26 protein-coding genes and 1 tRNA gene are annotated in these 26,061 nt (G+C 53.3%); 13 read left to right on the top strand and 14 right to left on the bottom strand.

All coding sequences use genetic code 11. The features are described from left to right. The first annotated feature begins 14 nt into the window (after positions 1 to 14). Together BMW46_RS09520 and BMW46_RS09525 are read left to right on the top strand one after the other, a co-directional pair. Complete coding sequence (locus tag BMW46_RS09520; RefSeq protein WP_074707746.1) at positions 15 to 2,438, top strand: phosphoketolase family protein; 2,424 nt, start codon at positions 15 to 17, stop codon at positions 2,436 to 2,438. A 275-nt stretch (positions 2,439 to 2,713) separates the two neighbouring features. Continuing rightward, on the top strand, positions 2,714 to 3,337 hold the full coding sequence (locus tag BMW46_RS09525) for a hypothetical protein (RefSeq protein WP_074707748.1): 624 nt from the start codon (positions 2,714 to 2,716) through the stop codon (positions 3,335 to 3,337). A gap of 47 nt (positions 3,338 to 3,384) precedes the next feature. Here BMW46_RS09525 and BMW46_RS09530 read toward each other — a convergent pair whose 3' ends face one another. The 3 genes from BMW46_RS09530 to ppsR all read right to left on the bottom strand — a co-directional run bounded on the left by BMW46_RS09530 (position 3,385) and on the right by ppsR (position 5,631). After that, on the bottom strand, positions 3,385 to 3,801 hold the full coding sequence (locus BMW46_RS09530) for a cupin domain-containing protein (RefSeq protein WP_074707751.1): 417 nt from the start codon (positions 3,799 to 3,801) through the stop codon (positions 3,385 to 3,387). A gap of 48 nt (positions 3,802 to 3,849) precedes the next feature. Further along, entirely contained in the window at positions 3,850 to 4,302 is a 453-nt protein-coding gene (locus BMW46_RS09535; RefSeq protein ID WP_074707753.1) for a carboxymuconolactone decarboxylase family protein, read from the bottom strand. Positions 4,303 to 4,791: 489 nt separating this feature from the next. Then, on the bottom strand, positions 4,792 to 5,631 hold the full coding sequence (gene ppsR, locus BMW46_RS09540; RefSeq protein WP_074707756.1) for a posphoenolpyruvate synthetase regulatory kinase/phosphorylase PpsR: 840 nt from the start codon (positions 5,629 to 5,631) through the stop codon (positions 4,792 to 4,794). A 97-nt stretch (positions 5,632 to 5,728) separates the two neighbouring features. Here ppsR and ppsA point away from each other — a divergent pair, with 97 nt between their 5' ends. Both ppsA and BMW46_RS09550 read left to right on the top strand, forming a co-directional pair. After that, positions 5,729 to 8,116 carry a phosphoenolpyruvate synthase gene (gene ppsA / locus BMW46_RS09545; RefSeq protein WP_074707758.1) on the top strand — a complete coding sequence of 796 codons (2,388 nt, stop codon included), beginning with the start codon at positions 5,729 to 5,731 and terminating at the stop codon, positions 8,114 to 8,116. A gap of 611 nt (positions 8,117 to 8,727) precedes the next feature. Beyond that, complete coding sequence (locus BMW46_RS09550; RefSeq protein WP_074707761.1) at positions 8,728 to 8,907, top strand: hypothetical protein; 180 nt, start codon at positions 8,728 to 8,730, stop codon at positions 8,905 to 8,907. A gap of 169 nt (positions 8,908 to 9,076) precedes the next feature. On the opposite strand, the gene BMW46_RS09555 is transcribed toward BMW46_RS09550, so the two are convergent. Next, positions 9,077 to 10,234, bottom strand: a complete 1,158-nt coding sequence (locus BMW46_RS09555) for a sensor histidine kinase (protein ID WP_074707764.1) — start codon at positions 10,232 to 10,234, stop codon at positions 9,077 to 9,079. 273 nt (positions 10,235 to 10,507) lie between these two features. Here BMW46_RS09555 and BMW46_RS15390 point away from each other — a divergent pair, with 273 nt between their 5' ends. After that, positions 10,508 to 10,681: a hypothetical protein gene (locus BMW46_RS15390; RefSeq protein WP_177171074.1), complete on the top strand. Its 174-nt coding sequence runs from the start codon at positions 10,508 to 10,510 to the stop codon at positions 10,679 to 10,681. A gap of 122 nt (positions 10,682 to 10,803) precedes the next feature. Here BMW46_RS15390 and BMW46_RS09565 read toward each other — a convergent pair. The 6 genes from BMW46_RS09565 to petA all read right to left on the bottom strand — a co-directional run bounded on the left by BMW46_RS09565 (position 10,804) and on the right by petA (position 14,611). After that, positions 10,804 to 10,879 (bottom strand) — tRNA-Thr (locus BMW46_RS09565). 66 nt (positions 10,880 to 10,945) lie between these two features. Further along, complete coding sequence (locus BMW46_RS09570) at positions 10,946 to 11,374, bottom strand: ClpXP protease specificity-enhancing factor (RefSeq protein WP_074707769.1); 429 nt, start codon at positions 11,372 to 11,374, stop codon at positions 10,946 to 10,948. Then, a complete protein-coding gene (locus BMW46_RS09575; RefSeq protein ID WP_011380350.1) occupies positions 11,371 to 11,970 on the bottom strand; it encodes a glutathione S-transferase N-terminal domain-containing protein in 600 nt (199 codons plus the stop codon). Before BMW46_RS09575 ends, BMW46_RS09570 begins: the two co-directional genes overlap by 4 nt. A 55-nt stretch (positions 11,971 to 12,025) precedes the next feature. Continuing rightward, a complete protein-coding gene (locus BMW46_RS09580) occupies positions 12,026 to 12,763 on the bottom strand; it encodes a cytochrome c1 (protein WP_074707772.1) in 738 nt (245 codons plus the stop codon). Continuing rightward, positions 12,763 to 14,007, bottom strand: a complete 1,245-nt coding sequence (locus BMW46_RS09585) for a cytochrome b (RefSeq protein WP_074707774.1) — start codon at positions 14,005 to 14,007, stop codon at positions 12,763 to 12,765. The genes BMW46_RS09580 and BMW46_RS09585 overlap by 1 nt, the downstream gene beginning before the upstream one ends. A 1-nt stretch (position 14,008) precedes the next feature. Further along, the gene (gene petA / locus BMW46_RS09590) at positions 14,009 to 14,611 is read right to left on the bottom strand and encodes a ubiquinol-cytochrome c reductase iron-sulfur subunit (protein WP_074707777.1); all 603 of its coding nucleotides are present in this window, start codon (positions 14,609 to 14,611) and stop codon (positions 14,009 to 14,011) included. A 453-nt stretch (positions 14,612 to 15,064) separates the two neighbouring features. Here petA and yacG point away from each other — a divergent pair, with 453 nt between their 5' ends. Next, a complete protein-coding gene (yacG, locus tag BMW46_RS09595; RefSeq protein WP_074707779.1) occupies positions 15,065 to 15,262 on the top strand; it encodes a DNA gyrase inhibitor YacG in 198 nt (65 codons plus the stop codon). 116 nt (positions 15,263 to 15,378) lie between these two features. Here the strand turns inward: yacG and BMW46_RS09600 are convergent, their stop codons facing one another. Both BMW46_RS09600 and BMW46_RS09605 read right to left on the bottom strand, forming a co-directional pair. Continuing rightward, positions 15,379 to 16,356 (bottom strand): Nudix family hydrolase, encoded by a 978-nt coding sequence (locus BMW46_RS09600; RefSeq protein WP_074707782.1) that lies wholly within the window; start codon positions 16,354 to 16,356, stop codon positions 15,379 to 15,381. Between the two features lie 8 nt (positions 16,357 to 16,364). Continuing rightward, entirely contained in the window at positions 16,365 to 17,264 is a 900-nt protein-coding gene (locus tag BMW46_RS09605) for an ATP-binding protein (protein ID WP_074707784.1), read from the bottom strand. Between the two features lie 376 nt (positions 17,265 to 17,640). Here BMW46_RS09605 and BMW46_RS09610 point away from each other — a divergent pair, with 376 nt between their 5' ends. Continuing rightward, on the top strand, positions 17,641 to 18,288 hold the full coding sequence (locus tag BMW46_RS09610; RefSeq protein ID WP_074707787.1) for an EF-hand domain-containing protein: 648 nt from the start codon (positions 17,641 to 17,643) through the stop codon (positions 18,286 to 18,288). A gap of 147 nt (positions 18,289 to 18,435) precedes the next feature. On the opposite strand, the gene argJ is transcribed toward BMW46_RS09610, so the two are convergent. Further along, complete coding sequence (gene argJ / locus BMW46_RS09615; protein WP_074707790.1) at positions 18,436 to 19,674, bottom strand: bifunctional glutamate N-acetyltransferase/amino-acid acetyltransferase ArgJ; 1,239 nt, start codon at positions 19,672 to 19,674, stop codon at positions 18,436 to 18,438. Positions 19,675 to 20,006: 332 nt separating this feature from the next. On the opposite strand from argJ, the gene BMW46_RS09620 reads away from it, so the two are divergent. Continuing rightward, entirely contained in the window at positions 20,007 to 20,234 is a 228-nt protein-coding gene (locus BMW46_RS09620) for a sulfurtransferase TusA family protein (protein WP_074707792.1), read from the top strand. A 63-nt stretch (positions 20,235 to 20,297) separates the two neighbouring features. Here the strand turns inward: BMW46_RS09620 and BMW46_RS09625 are convergent, their stop codons facing one another. Next, positions 20,298 to 20,858 (bottom strand): hypothetical protein, encoded by a 561-nt coding sequence (locus BMW46_RS09625; RefSeq protein ID WP_074707795.1) that lies wholly within the window; start codon positions 20,856 to 20,858, stop codon positions 20,298 to 20,300. A gap of 445 nt (positions 20,859 to 21,303) precedes the next feature. Here BMW46_RS09625 and BMW46_RS09630 point away from each other — a divergent pair, with 445 nt between their 5' ends. The 5 genes from BMW46_RS09630 to nuoF are packed head-to-tail and all read left to right on the top strand — an operon-like array spanning position 21,304 to position 26,038. Next, on the top strand, positions 21,304 to 21,747 hold the full coding sequence (locus BMW46_RS09630) for an NADH-quinone oxidoreductase subunit A (protein WP_074707798.1): 444 nt from the start codon (positions 21,304 to 21,306) through the stop codon (positions 21,745 to 21,747). Between the two features lie 46 nt (positions 21,748 to 21,793). Then, positions 21,794 to 22,393, top strand: a complete 600-nt coding sequence (locus BMW46_RS09635; RefSeq protein WP_442512557.1) for a NuoB/complex I 20 kDa subunit family protein — start codon at positions 21,794 to 21,796, stop codon at positions 22,391 to 22,393. Continuing rightward, complete coding sequence (gene nuoC, locus BMW46_RS09640; RefSeq protein WP_218141782.1) at positions 22,390 to 24,216, top strand: NADH-quinone oxidoreductase subunit C/D; 1,827 nt, start codon at positions 22,390 to 22,392, stop codon at positions 24,214 to 24,216. The genes BMW46_RS09635 and nuoC overlap by 4 nt, the downstream gene beginning before the upstream one ends. 60 nt (positions 24,217 to 24,276) lie before the next feature. Continuing rightward, positions 24,277 to 24,783 (top strand): NADH-quinone oxidoreductase subunit NuoE, encoded by a 507-nt coding sequence (gene nuoE / locus BMW46_RS09645; protein WP_074707800.1) that lies wholly within the window; start codon positions 24,277 to 24,279, stop codon positions 24,781 to 24,783. Further along, positions 24,761 to 26,038, top strand: a complete 1,278-nt coding sequence (nuoF, locus tag BMW46_RS09650) for an NADH-quinone oxidoreductase subunit NuoF (protein ID WP_177171075.1) — start codon at positions 24,761 to 24,763, stop codon at positions 26,036 to 26,038. Before nuoE ends, nuoF begins: the two co-directional genes overlap by 23 nt. The last annotated feature ends 23 nt before the right edge of the window (positions 26,039 to 26,061 follow it).

Below are 26,061 nucleotides of genomic sequence, written 5' to 3' on the forward strand. Positions count from 1 at the left end.
AAGGAGGATTCAATATGAACCGTGCTTCGCCTGGAGCAAAAACCGAAAGTAATCCGCTATCCACGGACGAACTGCGCAAGATCGATGCATACTGGCGGGCCGCCAATTATCTCTCGGTAGGGCAAATCTATCTGCTGGACAACCCCTTGCTCAAGGAGCCGCTTACCCTCGCGCATATCAAGCCGCGCCTGCTGGGTCATTGGGGCACATGTCCCGGTCTCAGTTTTATTTACGCGCATCTGAACCGCATCATAAAAAAATTTGATCTGGATATGTTCTATGTATGCGGACCAGGGCACGGTGGACCGGCAATGGTTGCCAACACGTGGCTGGAGGGCAGTTACAGCGAGTTTTATCCTCGTATCTCCAGGGATGCAACAGGCATGAAGAGACTGTTTCGGCAATTTTCCTTTCCCGGCGGGATTCCGAGTCATGTCGCCCCGGAAACACCGGGGTCGATAAACGAAGGCGGGGAACTGGGTTACTCGCTTTCACATGCTTTTGGAGCGGCCTTTGACAATCCGGATCTGATCGTGGCTTGTGTGGTGGGCGATGGGGAAGCTGAAACCGGACCGCTTGCCGCCTCCTGGCACTCGAACAAATTTCTCAATCCGGTTCACGATGGAGCGGTGCTGCCTATTCTGCATCTCAACGGCTACAAGATCGCAAACCCTACCATACTTGCGCGCATCAGCCACGAGGAACTGGAAAGCCTGTTTGCGGGTTATGGCTACCAGCCCTATTTCGTCGAGGGGTCGGACCCCGAGCCCATGCATCAGTCGATGGCTGCCGTGCTGGATACCGCGATCGAAAGTATACGGAGAATACAGCGTGAGGCAAGGAGCCGCGGGGTGAATTCAGGGGAGAGGCGGGAAGCCATGACCTATCCCCGCTGGCCGCTGATTATCCTGCGCAGCCCTAAAGGATGGACCGGACCGAAAGAAGTGGATGGGAAAAAGCTGGAAGACTACTGGCGCTCCCACCAGGTACCCCTTGCGGCACTCGGTTCCAAGCCGGATCACCTGAAGCAGCTGGAAGACTGGATGAGGAGCTACAAACCCGAAGAGTTATTCGATGAGAACGGGTGTCTCATGCCGGAATTGGCGGCGCTTGCGCCCGAAGGAGATCGGCGCATGGGCGCCAATCCCCATGCCAATGGCGGTCTGCTTCTGAAAGAGCTGGAAATGCCCGATTTTCGCAGCTATGCCGTTGACGTACCCGTACCGGGAACAGAAGTGCACGAAGCCACGCGGGAAACGGGTAAGTTTCTTCGCGATATCATGAAACTCAATCTGGATAGCTGCAATTTTCGGGTAATGGGACCGGATGAGACCAGCTCGAACCGGCTTGACGCCCTCTTCAATGTAACAGCTCGAGCCTGGGTTGCGCAACAGCTACCGGAGGATGAGCGCCTCTCTCCCGATGGGCGGGTGATGGAGATATTGTCTGAACACATATGCCAAGGCTGGCTGGAAGGTTATCTGCTTACCGGACGTCACGGGCTTTTTTCCTGCTATGAGGCCTTCATCCACATCGTTGATTCCATGTTCAACCAGCATGCCAAATGGCTCAAGGTCAGCAAGGAAATTCCCTGGCGGCGACCCATCGCCTCCCTCAATTATTTGTTGACATCGCATGTGTGGCGCCAGGACCATAACGGCTTTTCCCATCAGGATCCCGGTTTTATCGACCTTGTCGTCAACAAGAAAGCAAGTATCATTCGTGTTTATCTTCCGCCGGATGCGAACACTCTTCTTTATATTACCGACAAATGCCTTCGTTCCCGAAATTTCATCAACGTCATCGTCACGGGAAAACAGCCCGCACTCCAGTGGCTGGATATGGATGCGGCCATCAGACATGGCAGCGCTGGGATCGGTATATGGGGGTGGGCGAGCAATGATCAGGAAGGCGAGCCGGATGTGGTCATGGCTTGCGCGGGCGACATTCCCACCTTGGAGACGCTGGCTGCCGTGGATCTGCTGCGGCGCCATGTCCCGCAGTTGAAGATTCGTGTTGTCAATATCGTCGACCTGATGACCTTGCAGCCTCAATCGGAACATCCGGACGGACTTTCAGACTGGGACTTCGATACGCTGTTCACAACCAATAAGCCCATCATTTTCGCCTATCATGGCTACCCCTGGCTGATCCATCGCCTGACTTACCGCCGCACCAATCATCCTAACCTGCATGTGCGTGGTTACAAGGAAGAAGGCACCACGACTACGCCTTTCGATATGACAGTACTTAACGATCTGGACCGGTTTCATCTGGTAATGGATGTGGCGGATCGTGTACCCAGGCTGAGCTCCAAAGGCGCCTACCTCAAGCAACTAATGCGCGACAAGCTGATCGACCATAAACACTATATCAGGCAATACGGCGAGGACATGCCGGAGATACGGGATTGGCATTGGCCTTCACCTGGTTCGTAGCCGTTGTTGCCTGCCCAGTAAAATCGCGGTTTTCCTGCTAAAAATGTTTTTATCACCGCGCATGCTATATTGAAATATATCTCCAGTAACTCCAGTATTCTCCATCGGGGTCCGTTCAAGGGTGGGATGACTCCTCGCAGGAAGAGGGTATACATTCACATGAGAAACTCTTTCCGGACCGCTCTGAATCTTACGCAATTCATATCGATATTGATTGGAATCGTATATCGTTCATTATTCCAAATATCCAACCACCGGATCGGATAGGAGCATTGATGATACTCATCATCAATTTCATTGCGTTGTACGCATCGTTTTCACTCAATCACATGCTTGCCATTTACTGGGGGGCGGTGCTGCCTGTGTTGTATGCTCTCGTCATTGCTCCGCACGCGTTGATCGGCAGATCGGATATCCCTCCATTGACGATAACGAAAGTTCTCGCGGTGAAGTGGAACAATGCGGAGGAATTAACCGCTTACATTGTGAAATATTGGATGGCTTTGGCATATCCGACCACTTCGTGGAAAAAGCAGCGCAACGGTATCGTTTTGTCCCTGACATCGTTCTTCCTGGGCGTGGTTTATATTCTCAAGGAGTTGCTCGCCGCAGGGGTGGTGATGTTCGTAGTCGGTTATGTCCTGTATCAGATGAGCGTTCGGGTGGACAGACCGCGAGCGGTGTTGGGTAATTCTGACTTCAGGGACGGCACTGACAATGAATTTGCCAGGAAAGAATGGGAACTGGCTGCAATGTCCATCATCGCGTTTTCGGAGCTATATCCGGATGACAAGGCATTCAAGAAGGCCGCTGATGAGGTGCTGGAAGATAACGACGTGAAATCGATGCTGACAAAATATCGCTATGATTACGGCGCAAGCTGGCTGAATGTTGCATGATTTTCTCCTGGGATATCCTGAAGCGAGGCTACGCGCGGGGATGTTCACTATTTGTCGTTCGTGACGAGATTTTTTTCGTTGGTATCGACGACAAAGACGGCTAGCAGGCGTGCAGGCTGAGTCTTGCTGTTATTTGCGCTGACGGCATGATGATCACCCGGTAGTTCAGCGAAGCTCTCGCCGGCGCGATAAACCTTTTCCGGACCGTCATTGACTTTGCTACGAATTTCTCCCTCCAGGACCGTTGCATAGATGAAAGCCGACTTTGGATGGGTATGAGCGGGCGACGAGCCTCCCGGCTCGTATTCGACAAGCACGCCTTTCATGCTTTTGCCAGGCACGTTCGGAAGGGCATGATCAAAGACCAGGGTTACCTTGGACTTGTCAGCAGGGAGGTTATCGGCTGAAGCCGCACTTATGGAGAGAACTGCGAAGGCAACGCCGCAGAGAAATCTGGTAAACATTATGTCTCCTTTCGTTGATGGAAATGAGTGGAGAATTGTTGGCCATGCTCATGCCTTCACAGGATAACGGCTGGAAATGGCAATGCGATTCCAGGCATTGATGACTACCGAAAGCCACTCGACAGCCGATATTTCATCTTTTGACAGATGGGCTGCTGCTTGCTCATAGATGGTATCTGGCACTTGTCCCTCGGAGATCAATGTGATTGCTTCTACCAGTGCCAACGATGAACGTTCCTTTTCAGTGAAATACCCGGTTTCCCGCCAGGCAGGCAGGACACTTATGCGATCACTCGACTCGCCACTGGATAGGGCGTCATGAGTATGCATCCTGATACAGAATGCGCACTGGTTGAGTTGGGATGCCCGAAGGCGCAACAGATGTGCAAAGCCCTCGGGGATACTTGCGGAAGCAATGGTCTCCCCTGCCAGCTTCTCAAGGCTCATGACTGCCTGGTAAAGGGCTGGAGCGGATTTACCAAGATTGATTCTTTCTGACATGAAATTTCCTCCCCTGTATATCTGCCAGCGAATAAGCTACTGGCGGAGTTGATCCACAGTGATGGGTTCGGCGTAACGAACCTTTAGGATCGACAAACGCCGAACTGTCCTTGAGAAGCCGTCCCCTCGTGAAGCGCATCCTTGTGAAGCGAGATAAATTTCCGGCGCTTATCGCTCCCGGCGGCACCCGCTCTATGCGTCTGCTTGATTATCTCCAGTAAAAGTTTGATAGCGGATCGTCTAATGACACGGCATTCCGCATTTCATTTCAATTTATAGATGAGGATAAAGAAAAAGCAAATTAGAGACGGCTAAATTTTTATTCCTACATTTATCCTTGATAACGTACGTATTCATCAATTGTAAGTGTCTCTCATGAATTCCCTCATTTCCATCTCCAAAACCAGGCCTTTCGGGTTTCATACCGTAGGGGTAAATTACTGGAAGTGTATGCCTTTGTTGCCGGATCCTCTCGTACGGCTTTTCCGGTTAATAAATCTTCCGTTCGAGTTTTGCTTCGTGCAGTACCGCAGTCGCTAATTCTTCGATAGATTTGCTGGTTGCGTCGAGATATGGGATTCCTGCCCGGCGCATCAGCTTTTCCGCACTTTGCACCTCATACTTGCAGTTCCTGAGGGAAGCGTACACGCTCTCTGGCTTGCGTTCGCTGCGTATCTCATGGAGCCGTTCAGGGTGAATGGTAAAGCCGAACAGCTTGCTTCGCATATTCCTGATCTGGGCAGGAAGCTCTCCGCGCTGGAAATCCTCGGGAATAAGCGGATAGTTAGCCGCGCAAATTCCATATTGCAAGGCGAGATAGAGACAAGTCGGTGTTTTGCCGGTACGGGAAACGCCTACCAGGGTAACATCGGCCCGGTTCCAGTCTTTTTGCGACAGGCCATCGTCGTGCTCCAGAGCGTATTTTATTGCGTCGATGCGCTTCCGGTACTCGGTTGTATTGGAAACGCGGTGAGAACGCCCCATGTTTTCCGAAGAACGCATACCCAGCTCGGCTTCCAGTGGAGCAATAAAAATGCTGAAGCAATCGAGATGCAGAGCGTTGGCGGAATCGACAATAAGCTTGATTCCGGGATTTACGAACGTACTGAACACCAGTGGACGCGCACCGTCCGCGATGTACCGCTCATTGATGGTCCGAACAACTGCCGTGGCTTTTTCCCTGCTGTCAATGTAGGGTAGGGTGATCTCATCCAGGGGAATATTTTCGAATTGGCTGAGCAGGCTATGCCCCAGCATTTCCACCGTAATCCCGGTACGGTCTGAAAGAAAGAAGGCAGTTCGATGAAATGGTTTGGTAGTGATTGGCACGGTTATGAGAAACTATGCGGGATTTCCGGGGGGAAATCCCACTACAAAATGTAGCACAATTCTTCTTTGGCCAGCATTCCCACAATCAGGAGTCAAAATGGACGAGTCGCCCTATATAGCCTGGTTTGACACGCTGCGAATGACGGATGTGAGCCGCGTCGGCGGCAAGAACGCGTCCCTTGGCGAGATGATCGGCCAGCTGAGCGGGATGGGAGTCCGGGTTCCCGGTGGTTTTGCAACCACTGCCGATGCCTATCGCGATTTCCTGGTTCAGGATGGGCTCGCACAGCGTATAGAGCAGACCCTCGCTGAACTTGATATAGAAGATGTTCAAGCACTGGCTGCGGCAGGCACACAAATTCGCTCCTGGATAGTGCAGACATCGTTTCCCTCTCGTCTGGAAAATGAAATTTCTGCTGCTTACGAGAAAATGCTGGGCGAGGCGGAAGGGGAAATTTCGGTAGCGGTGCGTTCTTCGGCCACTGCCGAAGATCTGGTGGATGCGTCGTTTGCCGGGCAGCAGGAGACTTATCTCAATGTCCAGGGATTGGATAGCCTTCTGAAAGCGGTCAAGGATGTCTTCGCTTCCCTCTACAACGACCGCGCCATCTCTTATCGGGTGCATAAAGGTTTCATTCATTCCGAAGTCGCGCTTTCGGCCGGGATACAGCGGATGGTGCGCAGCGACATCGGTGCCGCGGGAGTGATTTTTACACTGGATACCGAATCCGGTTTTGACAAGGTGGTTTTCATCACCGCCTCCTATGGGCTGGGTGAAACCGTCGTCCAGGGCGCAGTCAACCCCGACGAGTTCTACGTCTACAAACCGGCATTGGCACAGGGAAGGCCGGCTATTCTGCGGCGTAACCTGGGCTCGAAACTCATCAAGATGCGGTTTGCTGAAGGGCGCGGCGCTGCCCGGGCGGTTGAGACAGTGGATGTGGAAGAGGGGGATCGTAAACGATTTTCCATTAACGATGCAGATGTGGAAGAGCTGGGCCGTCATGCTCTTGTGATTGAGCGGCATTATCAAAGACCGATGGATATCGAGTGGGGCAAGGATGGTGCGGACGGCAAGCTCTATATTCTGCAGGCCCGGCCGGAGACAGTGCAGGCGCACGCCGCGATGGATACATTGCGGCGCTATCGCCTGAAGAGCAAATCCGCAATACTCGTGTCAGGGCGCGCCATTGGCCAGAAGATAGGGAGCGGCCCTGTTCGCTTGGTTCCCGACGCGCGGGAAATGTCGCGGGTACGCGAGGGTGACGTGCTGGTAACCGATATGACCGATCCTGACTGGGAGCCGGTAATGAAACGGGCCGCCGCCATCGTCACCAATCGCGGAGGGCGAACCTGCCATGCGGCAATTGTTGCGCGTGAGCTGGGGATTCCCGCTGTGGTTGGCTGCGGCAACGCCACCGACTTGCTGAGGGAGAATGAGATCGTCACCGTATCCTGCACCGAAGGGGATACCGGCAATATTTATCAGGGGAAGCTGGAAGTCGAGGTAAGCGACCTCGCGCTCGAAAGCATGCCGAAGGCCCCGGTTAAGATCAGCATGAATGTTGGCAACCCCGAGCTCGCCTTCGGGTTTCAACGCATTCCCAACGATGGGGTAGGGTTGGCGCGGCTTGAGTTCATCATTGCGCGCATGATTGGCGTGCACCCAAAAGCGGTGTTGCAATTTGCCAAGCTTCCGCAAGACGTGAAGCAGCAGGTCGAGGCCCAAACCAGCGGCTACGCCGACCCTGTCAGTTTTTACGTGGAAAAGCTTACGGAGGGGATCGCCACTCTGGGCGCAGCCTTTTTTCCAAAACCGGTAATCGTGCGGATGTCCGATTTCAAATCTAACGAATACTCCAGCCTCATCGGCGGCCATGACTATGAACCGAGGGAGGAAAACCCGATGCTTGGCTTTCGCGGTGCTTCACGCTACGTGGCGGATGAATTCCGGGATTGCTTCGAGCTGGAATGCCGGGCGCTGAAGAAAGCACGCGACGACATGGGGCTGACCAACCTGGAAATCATGATTCCGTTTGTGCGGACACTGGCCGAGGCCCGACGTGTGGTGGAACTGCTATCGGAAAACGGCTTGAAGCGTGGTAAGAATGGATTGCGCCTGATCATGATGTGCGAGATTCCGTCCAACGCATTGTTGGCAGAACAGTTTCTGGAATATTTTGACGGTTTCTCGATCGGGTCCAACGATCTTACCCAGCTCACCCTCGGGCTGGACCGTGACTCCAGCCTCGTTGCGGAAGCCTTCGACGAACGCGATCCGGCGGTAAAAGCGCTTCTGAGCATGGCTATCCAGGCATGCCGTAAAACTGGTAAATATGTCGGAATCTGTGGACAGGGGCCTTCCGATCACCCTGACCTCGCACGATGGCTGATGGAAGAGGGCATTGAAAGCCTGTCGCTTAATCCCGATACCGTCATGGATACCTGGTTATATCTGGCAGAGGAGGCAAAAAAACAGCTATAGTCAAAGAATCCCGTCGAGCTCGACAAGTTTGTCAATCATTTGCCGACTGGCGATTTTCACTTTCATTGTCATAGATTCGACACATCGTTATGAGAACATCGATGCCGGTGTTAGCATTTACCCCTTATGTAAACACCCTCGGGTCTACCCTCTCCCTTACGACCCAAGCCCAGATATGGTCAGACCTCCATTCTGGGCTTTTTCTTTTCCAACGGTATGACATTTCACTACTTGTAAAGAGAAGGGGGTGAAATGAAGTGATAAAACGACAACTTTCGAGGTGATGAGGGATATGGCGGGCAGTTTGCACATGCATATGTCTGAGCAGGAGATTCGGGATTCTCACGCAGGAGCGACAATCGTCGGCAAGCCCATTGCGAATATTTCCTCCGACCGATGCGTGTCTGTCAATTTATTATCCAGCGGACGTTTCCTGGAATCCGGAAAGAGCTGCCCGTCAGCATGATGCTGGTCGACAAGCACGGGATGAAAGTACGATATATCGGGCGGCAGCCTCCTTTGGAGGGATTGGGAGTTGTTGGAGAGAGATGTAGCGGATCTTGTATTCAGAGATTCATTGCAATGGGTACCTTTGGTAAAGGAGATAAGAAATGTCGATAACCTCGGATGCGAAAAGAATGTTTGTGGAAAATCTGAATGCGTTTGGCGATAAGGAAACTCAGCCGGAAAAATACAATCTTTATCTCGGCCTTATTTACCTGATGGCATCGGTGGAGCAGATTCAACAGGAATTGGAGGAAATCAAGCTGCAAATAGCCAAAAGGAATTAAGGCGATATCTGCAGGAGTTGAACAATCCTTGTCCCCCATTCGCCTTGGTTTTCTCCTCCCCGTTCACCCCGAGCCCTTCAACGAGCTCACAACATGCTTGTCGAAGGGTCAGTCGGGAAATCACGTGAAATAGGGGGAACGATCAGGTTGGTATCGAAGTTATTACAAGTCATTCCAGCTTCTGCGAGGATTGGAGAGCATTTTGATAGGGTCTTGCATCCACCGGAATATCTATTGTGAAGGTTGTGCCGCGATAAGGTGAGCTATCGACCCCGACGCTGCCACCATGGCTCTCCGCAACGCTTCGCACGTACGGCAAGCCAATACCCCAGCCTTCCTTGTTTCCCTTTTTTGCGGCCTCTGCCCTGCCGAATATCTGAAATATACTCTCGATTTGTTCAGGTGGGATGAGTTCTCCTCCGTTATGCACGGACAGTAGCATGCGCTCGTTTTGTGAAGCAATCTTGATTCGAACAGGCGTATCGGCAGAGCCATATTTCATCGCATTCCCAATAATATTTTCCACCGCTCGTTTGATTGCCTCCCGGTCCCACCACCCTATGATAGAAGTGCCGATCAGCCGGAAGCGTGTCCCATGAATGGCAGTGAAATCGTCGAGTACTTCCTTAAGGACTTCCTGTATGTCGAATTCCTCGAGCCGCAGGTGTAATCGTTCTCCCATCTGGAACTTTATCGAGTCGAGCAAATCGCGAATCATTCCATCCATTCGGCTCAGGTTACTCATGATCCCGTCCGCGAATTCCTCTATCTTGGTCAAATCGGATGTGGATTTGATCAACTGGGCGGCAAGATGGGCATTCGATAATGGATTTCTCAGGTCGTGAGCAAGTGTTGCAACAAATCTTTCCTGTAGCGCCGCCTGGGTCAAGGCGAAGGCGTTGACAGCCTCACGGATTGATCCATCGATAGAAACATTGATAATGTAAATTTCACGACCATTGAGGTGTACGTCATTCATCTTTAGAACATCAAAGATTGGCCACCGCAGTTGCTGATATTCTGCGATTACCGAGTGCGCGTTATAACTTGTAAGGCGCGCGCGCTCGCCACCGTGCTCCGCGGCTACCGTAGTACCCTCATTTCCTGTTGCTCTTGGATAATCAGGCGTAATAGCTTCGGCGAGATTATCGTACAGGGCTGGAAAGGTATTGATGATGATCGGGTTGGGTAAATGCTCGGCTTCCTTGACGCTGTTTCGAACCCTTTTTACCCATTCCGAAAGTACTTCATCTCGAAGCTCGAGCATTCTTCGAGCAGTTGGGGAAAGTTTCTCAGGATTGATATTTTGGTCGCTTGCCAGAGTCATGATAAACGCCCTTTTTTATTGAGGAGGAGGGGAGCAATATGATTTTGAGCCTTGAGAAGATAGCCAAGAAGAGTTGGTGAGGGATGGATTGAAGCCTTTATCAGCTTGGGGAAGTATTACATGTGAGGGGCGTGCCTGCAAAGCTTCGGCTATCTGGTCATGTTATTGTTGTGGAGGGGAAGCTATTTGAGGTTATGGAATCCAAGCTCGAACGGGTATAAACCTAAATCAGGCGGGGGAAACTCCGCCTTTTTGTTTTATAGGAACGAAACGATGAGAAGAATAATTGAAGCTTTCATACTGGTGGCTGTCATGAGCAGTGAAGCCACCGCCTACGAGGCCTATCCAACATGGAAGACGAGTGGAACCGTAAGCGAAAGCTATCGGAAGTGCAGCGGATCGAGCAGGGTGCCCGACGCTGCCAGTCGGGAATTGCCGACTGCTTAATGCAACTCGAACATCAGAATAGAATTGAGCAGAGAGATAAGGAATTGCGTCACCGCCAACTGGAAGTGGGACGGTACAGGTCGGAGTGGCGTTAATGTGCTATCTGAATGTCAAGTAACTGTTGGTGCCGACACCAAGATTCGAACTCGGGACCTTCTGATTACAAATCAGCTGCTCTACCAACTGAGCTATGCCGGCGTGGATGCAATTATAGAGATTGGGAAGGAGGGGAGCAAACCGGTTATACCGAGTGACAGGTCGAACTTATTTGACCACCTGAAGCCGACGGTTTTTAGTTGCTCTGGCAGGCGGCCGATGCAATGAGGATTGGGACTCATCGGCTTCTTTTCCGGCAGCCTCATCCTGCGAGGTATCCGATTCCACCTCGGGTGGAAAGAGCATACCGCGTGCGGTTTCTTTGGCAAATATTCCCTGGACTGTCCCCAGGGGGATGGAGATTTCACGCGAGACACCAGCAAACCGCGCCGAGAACTGTATCGCTTCATTTCCAAGTGTAAGGTGGTGGGCGGCGTCGTGGCTGATGTTGAGAATAATCTCGCCGTTCTTCACATATTCGTCCGGTACGCGGGTGTTGTCATCCACTTTAACCGAGATGTAGGGCGTATAGCCGCAGTCCGAGCACCATTCGTAAATGGCGCGAATCAGATAAGGCTTGGTGGAAAGCTCTCTCATTTGCGCATGGCCTTTTCAGAGGCGGTGAGCGCATCGATGAATGCCGGTCTGCTGAACAGGCGCTCGGCAAATTTCAGCAGGGGCGCAGCTTGCTTGGGTAGCTGAATGCCATAATGATCGAGCCGCCACAGCAGCGGGGCTATGGCGACATCGAGCATGGAAAATTCATCCCCCAGCATATGTTTCTGTTTGGCAAAGACGGGAGCGATGAGCGTCAGGTTATCGCGAATCGTTGCACGCGCCTTTTCCGCTGCTTTCTGGTTGCCATGCTCTACTGCTTCGAGATGACAGAAAAGTTCCTGTTCAAAGCGGTGCAGAAACAGGCGCGCGCGCGCGCGCATCACGGGGTCTGCGGGCATCAGCTGCGGGTGAGGGAAGCGGTCGTCAATATACTCGTTGATGATATTGGACTCGTACAGGACGAGGTCGCGCTCCACCAGGACGGGGACGCGACCATAAGGGCTCATCACTGCCAGATCTTCAGGCCTGTTGTGCAGATCGACATCGATGATCTGAAAATCCATACCTTTTTCGTACAGCACGATCCGGCAACGATGGCTGTACGGGCAGGTGGTGGCTGAGTACAAAGTCATCATGACCGGTTAATTCCCAGCGATATCAAGTCGACGGCTTTCTGAATAATGATCAATCTCAATGAACGTCCTTCCAGTATTCCTTCTTGAGGGCATAGGTCAGCACAAGCATGAGGAACAGGAAGAGCATCACGATAATTCCGATCTGCACGCGCTTGTTGGCCGCGGGTTCACCCAGGTAAACCAGGAAATTCACCAGATCGGCAACGTATGCGTCGTATTCCGTCTTGGAAAGCGACCCCGGTTTCGCGAGGGTCAATTCCTTTATTTCGTGCGTACCGCCGTGGCCGTCATCCCCTGACTTTACGTTGAGGATTTGCTCTCCCTGCAACTCGTACAGCACATGAGGCATGGCAGCCTTGTCGAATACAAGATTATTCCAGCCGGTTGCAGTGCTGTCATCCCGATAAAATTTCCGCAGGTAGGTATAAAGCCAGTCAGGACCGCGCGAGCGGGCAATGACGGAGAGATCAGGCGGAGTTACACCGAACCATTGCTTTGCTTCCTTCTTTGGCATAGCCACCGTCATGAGTTCGCCGACTTTCTGATCTGTGAATATGAGGTTTTCACTGATCTGCGACTCGGTAAGGCCGAGATCGCGCAGGCGGTTATAACGCATGAATTCCGCACTATGGCAGGACAGGCAGTAATTGACAAAAGTCTTTGCACCCCGCTGCAGGGAAGTCATGTCCCTCGGCTTGATGGGCGCCGTATCAAGCGTTACTGCCGACTCGCTTGCAAATGCGACAAGTGGAGCTAGACAAAAAACAAATACGATGCTTTTAAGGTTTCTCATTATCTCACCCTGGTCGGTTCAGGCTTGGTTTTATCGATCTTGCTGTACCACGGCATGAGAATGAAAAAAGCGAAATAGATTACCGTGAATATCTGCGCGAGCAACGTGTAGAGGGGTGTGGGCGACTTCGTGCCCAGCCAGCCAAGCACAAGGACGCTGATGACAAAAAGTGTAAGGGCAAACTTGAAAATTGGCCCCTTATACCGGATGGATTTTACCGGACTGCGATCGAGCCAAGGCAACAGGGCAAAGATCGCGACGGAGCCGCCCATCAGCACGATGCCCCAGAGCTTGGCATCTATCCAGAGAAAGTTGACTGTAACCGCCCTCAGCATCGAATAGTATGGCGTGAAATACCATACCGGTGCGATGTGGTCGGGAGTCTGCAGCGTGTTGGCGGGAATGAAATTATTGTATTCCAGGAAGTAACCGCCCATTTCCGGCATGAAGAATATGATGCCGGTAAACACGATCAGGAACACGACGACGCCGAAAATATCCTTTACCGAATAATAGGGATGGAAGGGAATGCCATCCACGGGGATATGCGTCACGGGGTCCTTGTTGGCCTTGATCTCGATCCCGTCCGGATTGTTCGAACCTACTTCATGCAGCGCCAGAATATGGACGATCACCAGCACCACCAGCAGGCCGGGCAGGGTCACCACGTGATAGGCAAAGAAGCGGTTGAGTGCCGCATCCGAGAGCATGAAGTCGCCCAGAATCCAGTTCGACAGCGTCTGGCCGACCACCGGGATCGCGCCGATCATGCTGATGATCACCTGCGCGCCCCAGTATGACATCTGCCCCCAGGGCAGAATATAGCCGGTGAATGCCAGCATCATGAGGACGAAAAAGATGCCCATGCCGATGACCCAGAGAAGTTCGCGCGGTTTGCGATAGGAGCCATACATCATCCCGCGGAACATGTGCAGGTAGACGACCACGAAGAACATCGAGGCGCCGGTGGAATGCATGTAGCGGATAATCCAGCCATAATTCACGTCACGCATAATATATTCCACCGAGGCGAATGCCATGCTGGCATCCGGCTTGTAGTTCATGGTGAGGAAAATACCGGTGAGAAGTTGGTTCACCAGCACAAGCATGGCCAGTGAACCGAAGTAGTACCAGAAATTGAAGTTCTTCGGCGCATAGTACTCGCTTAGATGCGCCCTCCAGTTGGCTGTCAACGGAAATCGGGCGTCGATCCAGCCGATCATTGCCTCCAGTCGCTTGCTCATTTTATGCAGACTCCTTATCAGACCCGACCAGCAGGCGCGTGTCGCTCAAATACATGTGGGGTGGGACAACCAGGTTAGTGGGTGCCGGAACTGCCTTGTACACACGTCCTGCGAGGTCGAACTTGGAGCCATGGCACGGACAGAAAAAACCGCCCAGCCAGTCGGGGCCGAGGTCTGCGGGCGCAACGTCCTTTCGGAATACCGGGGAGCAGCCCAGGTGGGTGCAGACCCCTTCAACCACGAGAACGGCGGGCTTGATCGAACGGGTTTCATTCTGGGCGTATTTCGGTTGCTGATTCTTTTCAGATTTTGGGTCGGCAACCTGGTTGTCGAGCTTCGGCAATGAGGCTAACATATCCTGCGTGCGGTTCAGAACCCACACCACCTTGCCGCGCCATTCCACCAGAAGCAGCATGCCCGGCTCGACCTTGCTGATATCCACTTCAACTGGCGCCCCGGCCGCCTTGGCGCGTTCGCTGGGCATCATACTCATTACGAAAGGAGTCGCTACCGCCACAGTCGCGATCCCGCCGGCAACAGAAGTTGCGGCCAGGAGAAAACGTCTCCTGCTGTTCATACCTTCTTTTTTTTCAATATCTGCCATATTTGCAGTCCCGTTTTCCGATTCGGACTTCCAGAAAAATTTATAAAAAAACTTAACTATTTTACCATGATACGTATTGGAAAATAAATATTGATTGCAAGATGACTTGAGTGGGCAAAGCGAGGAGGTTTTAAATATTATACTTTATAATCAATGGCATATGACAGATGTACCTCTCCGTCGATTGAAATGACTCGAAGTGAAATAGTCTAGATTTGAAGCCTTCAAAAGGCCAAGCAGGCGGGCCAACAGGCAGCCTTGCAACTATAATGTTTTGATTATGGAAAACCTGTGGCGCAAAGCGATGCTTCAGTCGATCCGCGGCTTCAGTCGATCTGCGCAAGATAAGGGGGACGAGGAGGGGCAGGACCGTTACAAGGATGATGGGAGCGGAAAAGAGGGGGCGAGCCCTAACAGAACAGCTGGATATCATGGGATAACTACGAGGCCTGCATGAAACGACCTGTTGTCAATTGTCCACATTGCGGCAAGAGTGTCGCGTGGGATAACAGCAATCCTTTTCGCCCGTTTTGTTCGGAGCGCTGCAAATTGATCGACCTGGGGCAGTGGGCGACGGAATCCTATCGTATTCCCGATACGGGAAAGGATTCGGAAAAACAGGAGAACGATCCGTCAGGAAGCGAGAAATAGAGGCAGGGGCGACCAGGTTGTCAAGGTGTTCAGCGATTCCCGAGGTTAAAGGCGGGCTGTCTTTCGCACCTCGTCCTGAAAAACATCATCGTGCCCGCGAGATCAGGTCAGGTTCTTCAGGCCATCTGCCCGGTGCCGCGCACCTGCTCAATATGGCGCATCAGGGCGATGCCGTGGGCACCTTGTTCCCAGGCAATGGCAAGATCTTCGCTTCGCAGCCCACCCAGCGCATATACAGGAATGGCGCTCCCGTGGATGAGCCTGGCTAGTTTCCGCCAGCCTAGCGCGGGAGAATCAGGATGGCTTAATGTCGGAAATACGGGAGCCAGAACGGCAAAATCCATTTCCAGTTGCTCGGCCCGGAAAAGCTCTTCGGCATTGTGGCAGGAGGCTCCGCACCATTCCACATCGGGTCGTTTCGAAAGATTCATCAGATCAACCGATGTAAAGTGGATTCCATCCATATCCAATTCGTGGCAGAGGCTCGCGTTCCCCGTACCGCTGTTCACGAGGATGCGGGCGCCGTAATGATGGGCCAGCGCAGTCACTTCACGGGTAAAGGAATCCAGCGCCTTACTCCACATTCCTTTTTCGCGTAGCTGCACCAGCCGTAGTCCTTTCTGGAGAGCATGTTCGATTCGGGCTGCTGCAATTTGTGGTCCCCACTCCGCGGCATTCGTAATCCCATAAACGGGAGGCAGGTCAAGTGCCCGCAATACGGGTGCATTGGCAGGAAGTAACGGCTCTACAGAGACATTATCCGCAAACTGCCACGACAGCTCCTGGTCTTCATACGGATGAGGCTCGCCATGCCACTCCAGGACACGATAAAAGTGAAGCCGTACCGTGGCATGAGGGTAGGTAAATGTGCGGGTTATCCAGGGGTACGCATGCTTGACATGTATGCCCAATTCTTCCAGCAGTTCGCGCTTGAGGGCGCGCAACAGGGATTCTTCCGGATTGACCTTGCCACCCGGAAACTCCCAGTAGCCGGCATAGGGTTTGCCTTCTGGCCGACGGGCCAAAAGAAAGGAACCGTCGCTTCGGATGATGATGGCGGCAGCAACTTCAACGATAGAGGGAGCAGGAAGCATGAAGAGGTTTATTGTTCCTCGCGGAACTCTGTTTTGTCCGCGGTCTTCCGCCCAGCTTTCTCTCTACCTGCCCAGTCGCGCGCGAACTGCCATGCCACCCGACCGTTACGGGAACCTCGTCCCAGGGCCCAGCGTAGCGCTTCTTCCCGTATGCTGTCGTCCATTTTCTCTATGCCGAAGTAGGCAAGCCAGCGCGCCACAATGTTCAGGTACTGTTCCTGGTCGAAAGGGTAAAAAGATACCCATAAACCAAAACGTTCCGATAGCGACGTCTTTTCCTCGACCGCTTCGCTCGGGTGAATCTCGCCCCCGATATGCCGCGTGTCCTGGTTGTCCACCATATATTCGGGCATCAGGTGGCGCCGATTGGAGGTGGCGTAGACAAGCACATTCTCGGATGCAGTGGCAATCGAGCCATCGAGAACCACTTTCAGGGCCTTGTAGCCTGGTTCACCGGATTCAAACGACAGGTCGTCGCAATAGAGAATAAAGCGTTCCGGACGCCGATATATCTTCTCCACGATTTCAGGCAGATCAATGAGATCGTGCTTTTCTACTTCGATGAGACGCAATCCGTCGTCCGCGTATTTATTCAGCATTGCTTTTACCAGCGATGACTTGCCTGTTCCGCGAGCTCCCGTAAGCAGCACGTTATTGGCAGGATGATGCCGCACGAATTGCCGTGTATTCTGGTCTATAAGGCTTTTTTGCCGCTCTATGCTCTGCAATGCCTCAAAGGTGATGCAATCAGGATAACGCACCCGTTCGATGAATCCGGTGCGTCCTGTCTTTCGCCAGCGAAAAGCTGCGGCATTCCAGTCCGGATCGGGCGCGTCAGCGCGCAGCAGCCCCTCCAGGCGAGAGAGCAGGGTTTCCGCTCGATCATATAACCTATCCCAATCGTTCATGAGCAGTCCTGAAATTACTCAATTATACCCGTAACAAATCCAGGGTCCGACCACGGAACTCAATCACGGTAGCTGGAGGTACATCGAGAAAGACCGGTGTGTAAGCTTCAGGCAGTATCGGGACGGTGTCTGCCGCCGAAAGCTGGGTCAAATGCATGATTTATGTGCGCTAACGAACTGAATAGCTCAGCTAAAAACTCCATGATTTAACGCGGTACGTCAGGCAGTTGTCCAAGTGCCGGCTTCCCGGTTTCCGGTTCCGACCGAACCGTAAAAACCAAGAAGATAAAAATCTTTAATGGGTTTCAGCAATTGGCAAGCGTACGCTTTCCGGGAAACTTCCTTTAAATTGAGCAACCTCTCAGGAGAAAACACTATGAATAATATGCCCAGCAAAAAGTCAATCATTTCTCTCGCGCTCGGATCTGCTTTCGCTGCAACGCTCGGTACTGCTTCCGTTGCTTCTGCGGCCGACAATCCTTTCGCCGCACAATCCCTTCAAAAAGGCTTCATGGTAGTGGGTCAAAATGACGACAAAGGCGGATATGGCGCCACCGGCGGATATGGCGACAGGAAGGATGGATATGGTGACACCGGCGGATATGGCGACAGGAAGGATGGATATGGTGCCACTGGCGGATATGGCGACAGGAAGGATACCTACGGTGGTGACAAGAAGTATGGAGAAGGCCGCTGTGGGATGTCCATGGCGGACACCGATAATGATGGCAGGGTAAGCAGGGAAGAGCACGCCCGCCATGCGGAAAAGATGTTTGATAAGATGGATACTAACAAGGACGGGTATATCGATAAGGATGAGGCCAGCGCGATGAGGAAAAAATATCGCGGCCATGACCACGGTTCCCGGTCCGGCGATCAATACGGTGGATCAGGTGACCAGTACCGTGGCGATCAGTACCGCGGTAACCGCGATGGCGGCGTCGATGTACATCGTTACCGCGAATATGGTGCAGGCGAGACGGTTCCCCGTGATTTGCCCCATATGAGGCCCATGGGCGAGTAAAACACCGGTCGTCAGTGATGACTCCAGCCTTGTCGAGAACCGGTTTTAACCGGTTCTCGACAAGGTTATCCTGTTGCAACATCGGTGCTTATATCTTATATATTTCCAGCCGATGCAGTATTGCAGATCAGCGATATACGCACGGTATCAGCTCCGATACTCCGCGTTGATCTTTACATAATCGTAAGACAGATCGCACGTCCAGACAGTGGCTGCGGCCTGTCCTCTATTCAGTGCGACGCGCACGGTAATTTCCGGTTGTTTCATCACCCGCTGTCCCTCTTTCTCCTCATAAGCGAAGGCTCTCCCCCCGTTTTCCGCAACCAGTACATCGTCGAGATAAAGTTGCAGTTTGTTGATGTCAAGAGCCTCTATGCCTGCATAGCCGATAGCAGCCAGTATTCGCCCGAGATTAGGATCTGAAGCGAAGAACGCTGTTTTGATGAGGGGTGAGTGTGCAATCGCATAAGCAACCTTACGGCATTCCTCCACGGTTTTGCCACTTTCTACCTGGATTGTAATGAACTTGGTCGCGCCTTCGCCGTCGCGTACGATTGCCTGAGCAAGTTCCACTGCGACACCGGTTATCGCATCTTGCAATTGCATAAACTCCGGACTTTCCTTATCTCCGATGGGTGAATGAGCGGCGCATCCGGTGGCCATCAGAATGAATGCGTCATTGGTGGAGGTATCTCCGTCCACCGTGATGCAATTGAAGGAATGGGCGGCAGCGTGCTGGACCATGTGTTCCAGCAAGCGGTTGCTTACGGCGGCATCGGTTGCGATAAAACCCAGCATTGTTGCCATATTCGGGCGAATCATCCCCGAACCTTTGGCAATGCCGGTAATTGTCACGGTTGTACCACTGAGGGAAATCTGGCGGGACGCTGCTTTCGGCACAATATCGGTTGTCATGATAGCCTGTGAGGCGGCAAACCAGTTATCGGCTCCAAGATTGTTTATTGCCCGTGACAACCCGGTAACAATTTTGGGCAGAGGCAATGGTTCCATGATCACGCCGGTTGAAAAAGGCAGTACCTGTTCGCTGGCACATCCCAGCAGCCGTGCAGTCTCGGCGCAGGTGGTGCGGGCGTCTTCAATGCCCCTTTCGCCGGTGCCAGCGTTGGCGCACCCCGTATTGATGACAAGGGCACGAATAGAACTATTTGAATCGAGAGTCGAAAGATGTTCCCGGGCGACTATGACTGGCGCTGCGCAAAAATCATTCTGTGTAAACACTCCCGCCACCGCCGCACCATCATCCAGAACGATGACTAGGAGGTCCTTGCGCCCTGGTTTCCTGATGTTGGCTTCCACTATGCCCAGGGTGACGCCCTTTATGGCCAGGAGTTGTTCGGGTGGAGCAGGTGTAAAGTTGACAGGCATAATAGATAGGCGAGGTAATTGGCGAATGAAGCGCAATCGATGCTCGGGTAAAAGAAGACAGTGGTATTATCGTCCACCGTTGTTTTTTGAATCGGAAGAGCAGATTGTGGAAAAACGCAATGCTAACCCATCTTCAGGTTCTCCTCCATCTCATCTTTTCAGCCGCTGATAATGCCAAATAGCCCGGCATTAACCTGACGAACAGAAATTAGAATTTTTGTAACTGATAGAAATATTGTTATCGGCGAATGGCTTTCGTTCGCCGGGGCCCCGTTTTACCTGGTATGCCGCTTGATGCGACCAGGCCGGACCAGGAATGAAGGAGAAGATGCATGAATTGTGATAAAGAACTGGATGTGCGCGGATTGAACTGTCCGCTGCCCATATTGCGCACTAAAAAATCCCTTGTGGACATGATATCGGGTCAGGTGTTGAAAATTATTGCCACCGATCCCGGCGCTGTAATCGACTTCCAGGTTTTTGCCGAGCAGACGGGAAATGAGCTGCTGTCGTTGTCAGAAGCAGCGGGTGAATTTACGTTTTACATGAAGAAGAGGTAGCAGAGAAGAAGCAGCAGAGAAGGAGTAGGAAGGAGTAGAGTAGCTTAAGGAAAATCTGAATCATCAGAATTCACGGTATACCAGTGGCCTTTCTGGGCACGCATGCAACCGTTGCGTTACGCGCTGGTAGGCTACCGGTGAATCGATCGCTCGGTGAGCGGCGACGACACCATTCATCAGATGCTGCTGCAAAAGTTTCAGTATCCCCTCCACCCAGGGCCTTGAGTCAGCCCGGGCCTGGTTTTGCGAAGCATAATAACGCGGTCGGGAAAAGGCCGCGCGCAACGGTTCCTCCAGCATCCTCGCTCCAATACGAAAGTGCGACCGCCACGCGGACACATGCTCCAGCTCATGTTCGCGCACGATATTTCTTCTGCAGCTGTCGTTAAGTTCCCTGGCAAGATATACCCGCATTGCCGCAAATCCCAGTTTGACCGAGACGTCCGGCACCATGCACGTTCGCCCGTCTGTGCTTGTCCACCACCTTGTCTGGAATTCGTATCTGAATTCCGGTTCGGCGTGCGTCAACCCGTACATGTTGTGATACGCGTCGCTGGTCTTTCCTGACACCGATTGAAGTGCCTTGGCCGTACGCGAGCTGTCCTCGGCCGGTGTGATATCCATATACACAACCGCTACCTTGCCGGGACCATCAGTTTCTCGCAGTCGGCTTTAAATGAGTCATTGCCGGCCAAAACCATCCGTTCCGGTAATAGAAGCAGCAATAGCAGTCCGGCGAAAAAACTGGCTGCATGGTCTTTGCCGGTTTGATCGTTCCCCGTGAATCTCAAATGGTTAAACCAGGCAGAGTAAGGTGGGAAGTAGGGTAGCGATAAGGTTCAAGCACAGGCCAGCGTGGCAGTTTCAGCGTAGTTTCATGCCGGATAATAACGGACATTCGCATACCCCTTTGCTCCCTTTGTTGGCTATCGCACAGAAGTCTGCTGCTCGATGGGAAATACTAGACTTTCACCTGAAGTCATCCCTCTCTGGACCCGCAGCTTTTTGGGTGGACCGGCCTGTTTAATCCTGGTGTCATCAAAGGACCAAGCACAAAGGAGCCTAATCCTTGAATGCTTCCGCGACACAAGCAACAGAAATCTGGCCTCTGGTTGCATACTTCTTCCTCGTCGTCACGCTGGTTGTGGGCGTCATGGCGCTTTCGTACATTATTGGCGAGCGTCATAGATCGAAGGCTACGGATGAGCCATTTGAAAGCGGTATTGTCACCGTCGGCCTTGCGCGCTTCCGCCTGTCCGCCAAATTCTATCTGATCGCAGTGTTCTTTGTGATCTTCGATGTAGAAGCAGTATTCCTTTTTGCCTGGGCCGTTGCTTTTCGTGAATTGGGCTGGCCTGGCTATATCGAGGCGATCATCTTCATATCTATTCTGGGAGCAGCCCTCGCTTATTTATGGCGACTGGGCGCGCTGGATTGGGGACCGGCCAGGCATTCGTCTGGCAGGTTTGCCAAAGATTCAAGGAGTCCAAACCATGCGGTGGTCTCTAAGTAAACCATCCGACAAACCATCCGGGGCAGCAACGCCTGGGTCTTCAATAATTCGCGATAACGGTTTTGAGGAAGATGGGCGCCGCAGCGTATTGCTGACGCGATTGCAAGATCTTGTCGCCTGGGGCCGCAAGAATTCGGTCTGGCCTTACAACTTTGGCTTGTCGTGTTGTTATGTGGAAATGGCGACCAGCTTCACCAGCAAGTACGACCTTGCCCGGTTTGGCTCCGAAGTTATCCGCGCCTCTCCTCGCCAGGCCGACCTGATCGTTATTTCCGGTACGGTTTTTATCAAGATGGCGCCCGTGCTCCAGCGGCTTTACGATCAGATGCTTGAACCGCGCTGGGTTATTTCGATGGGCTCATGCGCGAATTCGGGTGGCATGTATGACATTTACAGCGTGGTGCAGGGTGTAGACCGATTCCTTCCCGTGGATGTTTATGTTCCGGGTTGCCCGCCTCGGCCCGACGCATTCATGCAGGGGCTGAATCTGCTTCAGGACGCAATCGGCAAGGAAAAGCGCCCGTTGAGCTGGGTGATTGGTCCGCAGGGGATCGAGCGGCCGGCTGAGGAATCGCAGCGGGATCTCAAGCGGTCCGACCGAATGCGCGCCACGACCCTGCGCAGTCCCGACGAGGTACAAAAGTGAGCGCAGCCTCCAGCCTTGCCCCACCGGGGTATATGCAGGATATGCGCGGCGCATCGAACGCTTCAGATGTGCTGGAAGAACTGAAGAGCCGCTTTGGCCCCCCTAACACTGGCAACCCAGGAGGGCCAATGGGTTTAGTGCAAAAAACCGGCGATGACCTTCCCACGCAATGGGTCTCCAGGAACAAGGTACATGAGGTTCTGCACTATCTCAAACTGGAAGCGGAGCGGCCTTACCGCATGCTGTACGACCTGACCGCGATTGACGAGCGTACACGCGCACACCGCGAAGACCAGCCGGCAAGCCGATTCACTGTCATCTATCACCTGCTGTCGTTCGAGCGTAATGCGGACGTGTGCCTCAAGGTCGCGCTCGCCGATACTGATCTTCGCATGCCCACCATTACCGATGTCTGGCCTGCGGCAAACTGGTACGAGCGTGAGATATGGGACATGTTCGGGATCGTCTTCGACGGGCACCCGCATCTGCGTCGAATTTTGTTACCCCCTTGGTGGCAGGGTCACGCCCTGCGCAAGGATCATCCGGCTCGCGCGACCGAGATGGAACCATTCCATTTGTCCGCGGAGAAGGAGGAGGCTGAGCAAGAAACGCTGCGTTTTCATCCTGAAGAATGGGGAATGCGCCGCGCACACGACGGCACCGATTTTATGTTCCTCAACCTGGGGCCGAACCATCCAAGTGTGCATGGCGTATTTCGCATTGTGCTGCAGCTCGACGGCGAGGAAATCATCGACGCTGTGCCAGAGATTGGCTTTCACCATCGGGGAGCGGAAAAGATGGGTGAGCGCCAATCCTGGCATACCTACATTCCCTACACCGACCGCATCGATTACCTGGGAGGGGTCATGAACAACCTTCCCTATGTGCTGGCCGTGGAAAAACTGGCAGGCATTGAAGTGCCTGATCGGGTAAAGGTGATGCGCGTGATGATGGCTGAATTTTTTCGCATTGCAAGCCATTTGGTGTTCTATGGGACTTTTACCCAGGATCTGGGTGCGCTTTCCCCGGTATTTTTCATGTTCACCGACCGCGAACGGGTATTCGATGTCGTCGAAGCCATCTGTGGGGGGCGAATGCACCCGAGCTGGTATCGCATCGGCGGTGTGGCACAGGACTTGCCTAATGGATGGGATCGGATGGTGCGGGATTTCCTGGATTATATGCCTGCAAGACTGAATGAGTATGACAAGATTGCTGTGGGCAACCGCATCCTGAAAGCCCGGACGCGCGGCGTTGGCAGTTACTCGACAGATGAGGCGATTGAATGGGGCGTGACGGGACCCAATCTGCGCGCCTGCGGCTTCGAATGGGATTTCCGCAAGGCACGGCCGTATTCGGGCTACGACCAGTTCGAGTTCGATGTGCCAACCGGCCAGAATGGCGATTGCTATGATCGCTGTGCCGTTCGCGTCCAGGAAATCCGCCAGAGCCTGCGCATCATCGAGCAGTGCCTGGAAAACATGCCCGCCGGGGCGCATAAAGCGGATCATCCGCTCACCACACCGCCGCTCAAGAAGCATACCTTGCATGACATCGAAACGCTCATCGATCATTTCCTGGGTGTGAGCTGGGGGCCTGTCATTCCTCCAGGAGAAGCATTTGTAGGCATCGAGGCGACCAAGGGAAACAACGGTTATTACCTGATTAGCGACGGCAATACCATGGCTTATAGGGTGCGTATCCGCACGCCCTCCTTTCCGCACCTGCAAATGATTCCTTTGATCAGCCGTGGACTGATGATTTCGGATTTGATCGCCATTCTGGGCAGCATCGATTTTGTCATGGCCGACGTGGACCGCTGATGTGGACCAGCGGCTTGGATCGCTGATGTGGATGGCTGAGGGGAATACTGAGGGGAAACAATGCTGAGCGAACAGGAGAGGAGAGAAATAGAAGCGCATGCGCGGCACTACCCGAATAATCGGGCGGTATGCATCGAGGCGCTCAAGATCGTACAGCAGCATCGCGGCTGGGTATCGAATGAGGGGATTGCCGACGTGGCCGAGGCGCTGCAGATGAAGCCAGCTGAACTGGAGAGCGTTGCAACCTTCTACAACATGATTTTCCGCAAGCCGGTAGGCAAGCACGTCATTTTGCTATGCGACAGCGTGAGTTGCTGGATCATGGGTTATGAACGCCTGCGCCAGCACCTGGGAGACAAGCTGGGTATCAGGCCGGGTCAGACCACCGCCGACGGGCGCTTCACGCTGTTGCCGAACGTGTGCCTGGGTGCCTGCGACCATGCCCCCGTCATGATGGTGGATGATGCGTATTATCAGGACCTGGATCCCGCCAGGGTCGATGAGATTCTAGCAAGTTATCAACAGGAAGAAGAAAAATCGACCGATGGAAACGCCGCTGACTCATAACATTTCACCGGGCAAGGAGCCCCCGGATCTTGCGCAGTACGAGAAGGCTGGGGGTTATGCCGCGCTGCGCAAGGCTTTGAGTATGTCTCCAGCGGAAGTTCAGGCAGCGGTGAAGGAATCAAATCTGCGCGGGCGTGGCGGAGCGGGGTTTCCCACTGCACAGAAATGGAGTTTTGTGCCGATGGGCGATGATGCGCCGCGGCCCAAGTATCTCGTTTGCAATGCCGACGAGATGGAGCCGGGTACATTCAAGGATCGTATGTTGCTCGAAGGCGACCCTCACCAGTTGATCGAGGGCATTATCGTCAGCGCCTATGCGATCCAGGCCGATGTGGCTTACGTATTTCTGCGCTGGGCCTACAAATTGGCGGCCCGGCGCATGGAGGAGTCAATCGCTGAAGCATACCGCCACGGCTACTTGGGTAAAAATATCCTGGGCTCGGCATACAGCCTGGGGATGCACTTGCACGTCAGTGCCGGGCGCTACATGTGCGGGGAGGAAACTGCGCTGCTCAATGCCCTCGAAGGCAAGCGCGCCAATCCACGCACCAAGCCTCCCTATCCCCAGGTGAGCGGCCTGTGGGGCAAGCCTACCATTGTCAATAACGTGGAAACTCTGTGCAACATTCCGCATATCGTGAAGCGGGGCGCTGAATGGTTCAAGAGCCTGAGCCGCAGCGACGACGGGGGAACCAAGCTGTACGGGGTAAGCGGGAGAGTGAAGAATCCCGGGCTATGGGAATTGCCCATGGGCACTTCCATGCGGGAGATTCTGGAAGAGCATGCAGGCGGCATGTGTGACGGCTATCAGTTTCGCGGGTTGCTGCCGGGTGGCGCTTCGACGGATTTTGTTACTGCCGAGCACCTCGACTTGGCGATGGATTTCGATTCGATGAAAAAAGCCGACAGCCGCCTTGGCACTGGCACCATGATTGTCCTTGATGACAAGACCTGTCCCGTGGGGATGCTGCTCAATCTGGAGCATTTTTTTGCCCAGGAGTCGTGCGGCTGGTGCACTCCCTGCTGGTCGGGGCTTTCCTGGATCGAACAGATATTGCAGGACATGGAGGAGGGTCGCGGCCGGGCTTCCGACCTTGAAGTGCTGGAATCCCATACGCGTCTCCTGGGTCCCGGACATACCTTCTGCGCCCTGGCGCCGGGCGCCGCCGAGCCGCTGCAAAGCGGCCTCAAGTATTTCCGTGATGATTTCGAGCGCCATATCCACGAGAAACGCTGCCCCTGGAGTCCGACGTGAGAGGTGAAACAGGAAATATAGCG

Source organism: Nitrosospira multiformis, from assembly GCF_900111585.1.
Lineage (GTDB): Bacteria > Pseudomonadota > Gammaproteobacteria > Burkholderiales > Nitrosomonadaceae > Nitrosospira > Nitrosospira multiformis_B.

Coding starts and splice junctions, on each gene's coding strand:
- BMW46_RS09520 (WP_074707746.1), top strand. CDS start 15: ATGAACCGTGCTTCGCCTGGAGCAAAAACCGAAAGTAATCCGCTATCC.
- BMW46_RS09525 (WP_074707748.1), top strand. CDS start 2,714: ATGATACTCATCATCAATTTCATTGCGTTGTACGCATCGTTTTCACTC.
- BMW46_RS09530 (WP_074707751.1), bottom strand. CDS start 3,801: ATGTTTACCAGATTTCTCTGCGGCGTTGCCTTCGCAGTTCTCTCCATA.
- BMW46_RS09535 (WP_074707753.1), bottom strand. CDS start 4,302: ATGTCAGAAAGAATCAATCTTGGTAAATCCGCTCCAGCCCTTTACCAG.
- ppsA (WP_074707758.1), top strand. CDS start 5,729: ATGGACGAGTCGCCCTATATAGCCTGGTTTGACACGCTGCGAATGACG.
- BMW46_RS09550 (WP_074707761.1), top strand. CDS start 8,728: ATGTCGATAACCTCGGATGCGAAAAGAATGTTTGTGGAAAATCTGAAT.
- BMW46_RS09555 (WP_074707764.1), bottom strand. CDS start 10,234: ATGACTCTGGCAAGCGACCAAAATATCAATCCTGAGAAACTTTCCCCA.
- BMW46_RS15390 (WP_177171074.1), top strand. CDS start 10,508: ATGAGAAGAATAATTGAAGCTTTCATACTGGTGGCTGTCATGAGCAGT.
- BMW46_RS09570 (WP_074707769.1), bottom strand. CDS start 11,374: ATGAGAGAGCTTTCCACCAAGCCTTATCTGATTCGCGCCATTTACGAA.
- BMW46_RS09575 (WP_011380350.1), bottom strand. CDS start 11,970: ATGATGACTTTGTACTCAGCCACCACCTGCCCGTACAGCCATCGTTGC.
- BMW46_RS09580 (WP_074707772.1), bottom strand. CDS start 12,763: ATGAGAAACCTTAAAAGCATCGTATTTGTTTTTTGTCTAGCTCCACTT.
- BMW46_RS09585 (WP_074707774.1), bottom strand. CDS start 14,007: ATGAGCAAGCGACTGGAGGCAATGATCGGCTGGATCGACGCCCGATTT.
- petA (WP_074707777.1), bottom strand. CDS start 14,611: ATGGCAGATATTGAAAAAAAAGAAGGTATGAACAGCAGGAGACGTTTT.
- yacG (WP_074707779.1), top strand. CDS start 15,065: ATGAAACGACCTGTTGTCAATTGTCCACATTGCGGCAAGAGTGTCGCG.
- BMW46_RS09600 (WP_074707782.1), bottom strand. CDS start 16,356: ATGCTTCCTGCTCCCTCTATCGTTGAAGTTGCTGCCGCCATCATCATC.
- BMW46_RS09605 (WP_074707784.1), bottom strand. CDS start 17,264: ATGAACGATTGGGATAGGTTATATGATCGAGCGGAAACCCTGCTCTCT.
- BMW46_RS09610 (WP_074707787.1), top strand. CDS start 17,641: ATGAATAATATGCCCAGCAAAAAGTCAATCATTTCTCTCGCGCTCGGA.
- argJ (WP_074707790.1), bottom strand. CDS start 19,674: ATGCCTGTCAACTTTACACCTGCTCCACCCGAACAACTCCTGGCCATA.
- BMW46_RS09620 (WP_074707792.1), top strand. CDS start 20,007: ATGAATTGTGATAAAGAACTGGATGTGCGCGGATTGAACTGTCCGCTG.
- BMW46_RS09625 (WP_074707795.1), bottom strand. CDS start 20,858: ATGGATATCACACCGGCCGAGGACAGCTCGCGTACGGCCAAGGCACTT.
- nuoE (WP_074707800.1), top strand. CDS start 24,277: ATGCTGAGCGAACAGGAGAGGAGAGAAATAGAAGCGCATGCGCGGCAC.
- nuoF (WP_177171075.1), top strand. CDS start 24,761: ATGGAAACGCCGCTGACTCATAACATTTCACCGGGCAAGGAGCCCCCG.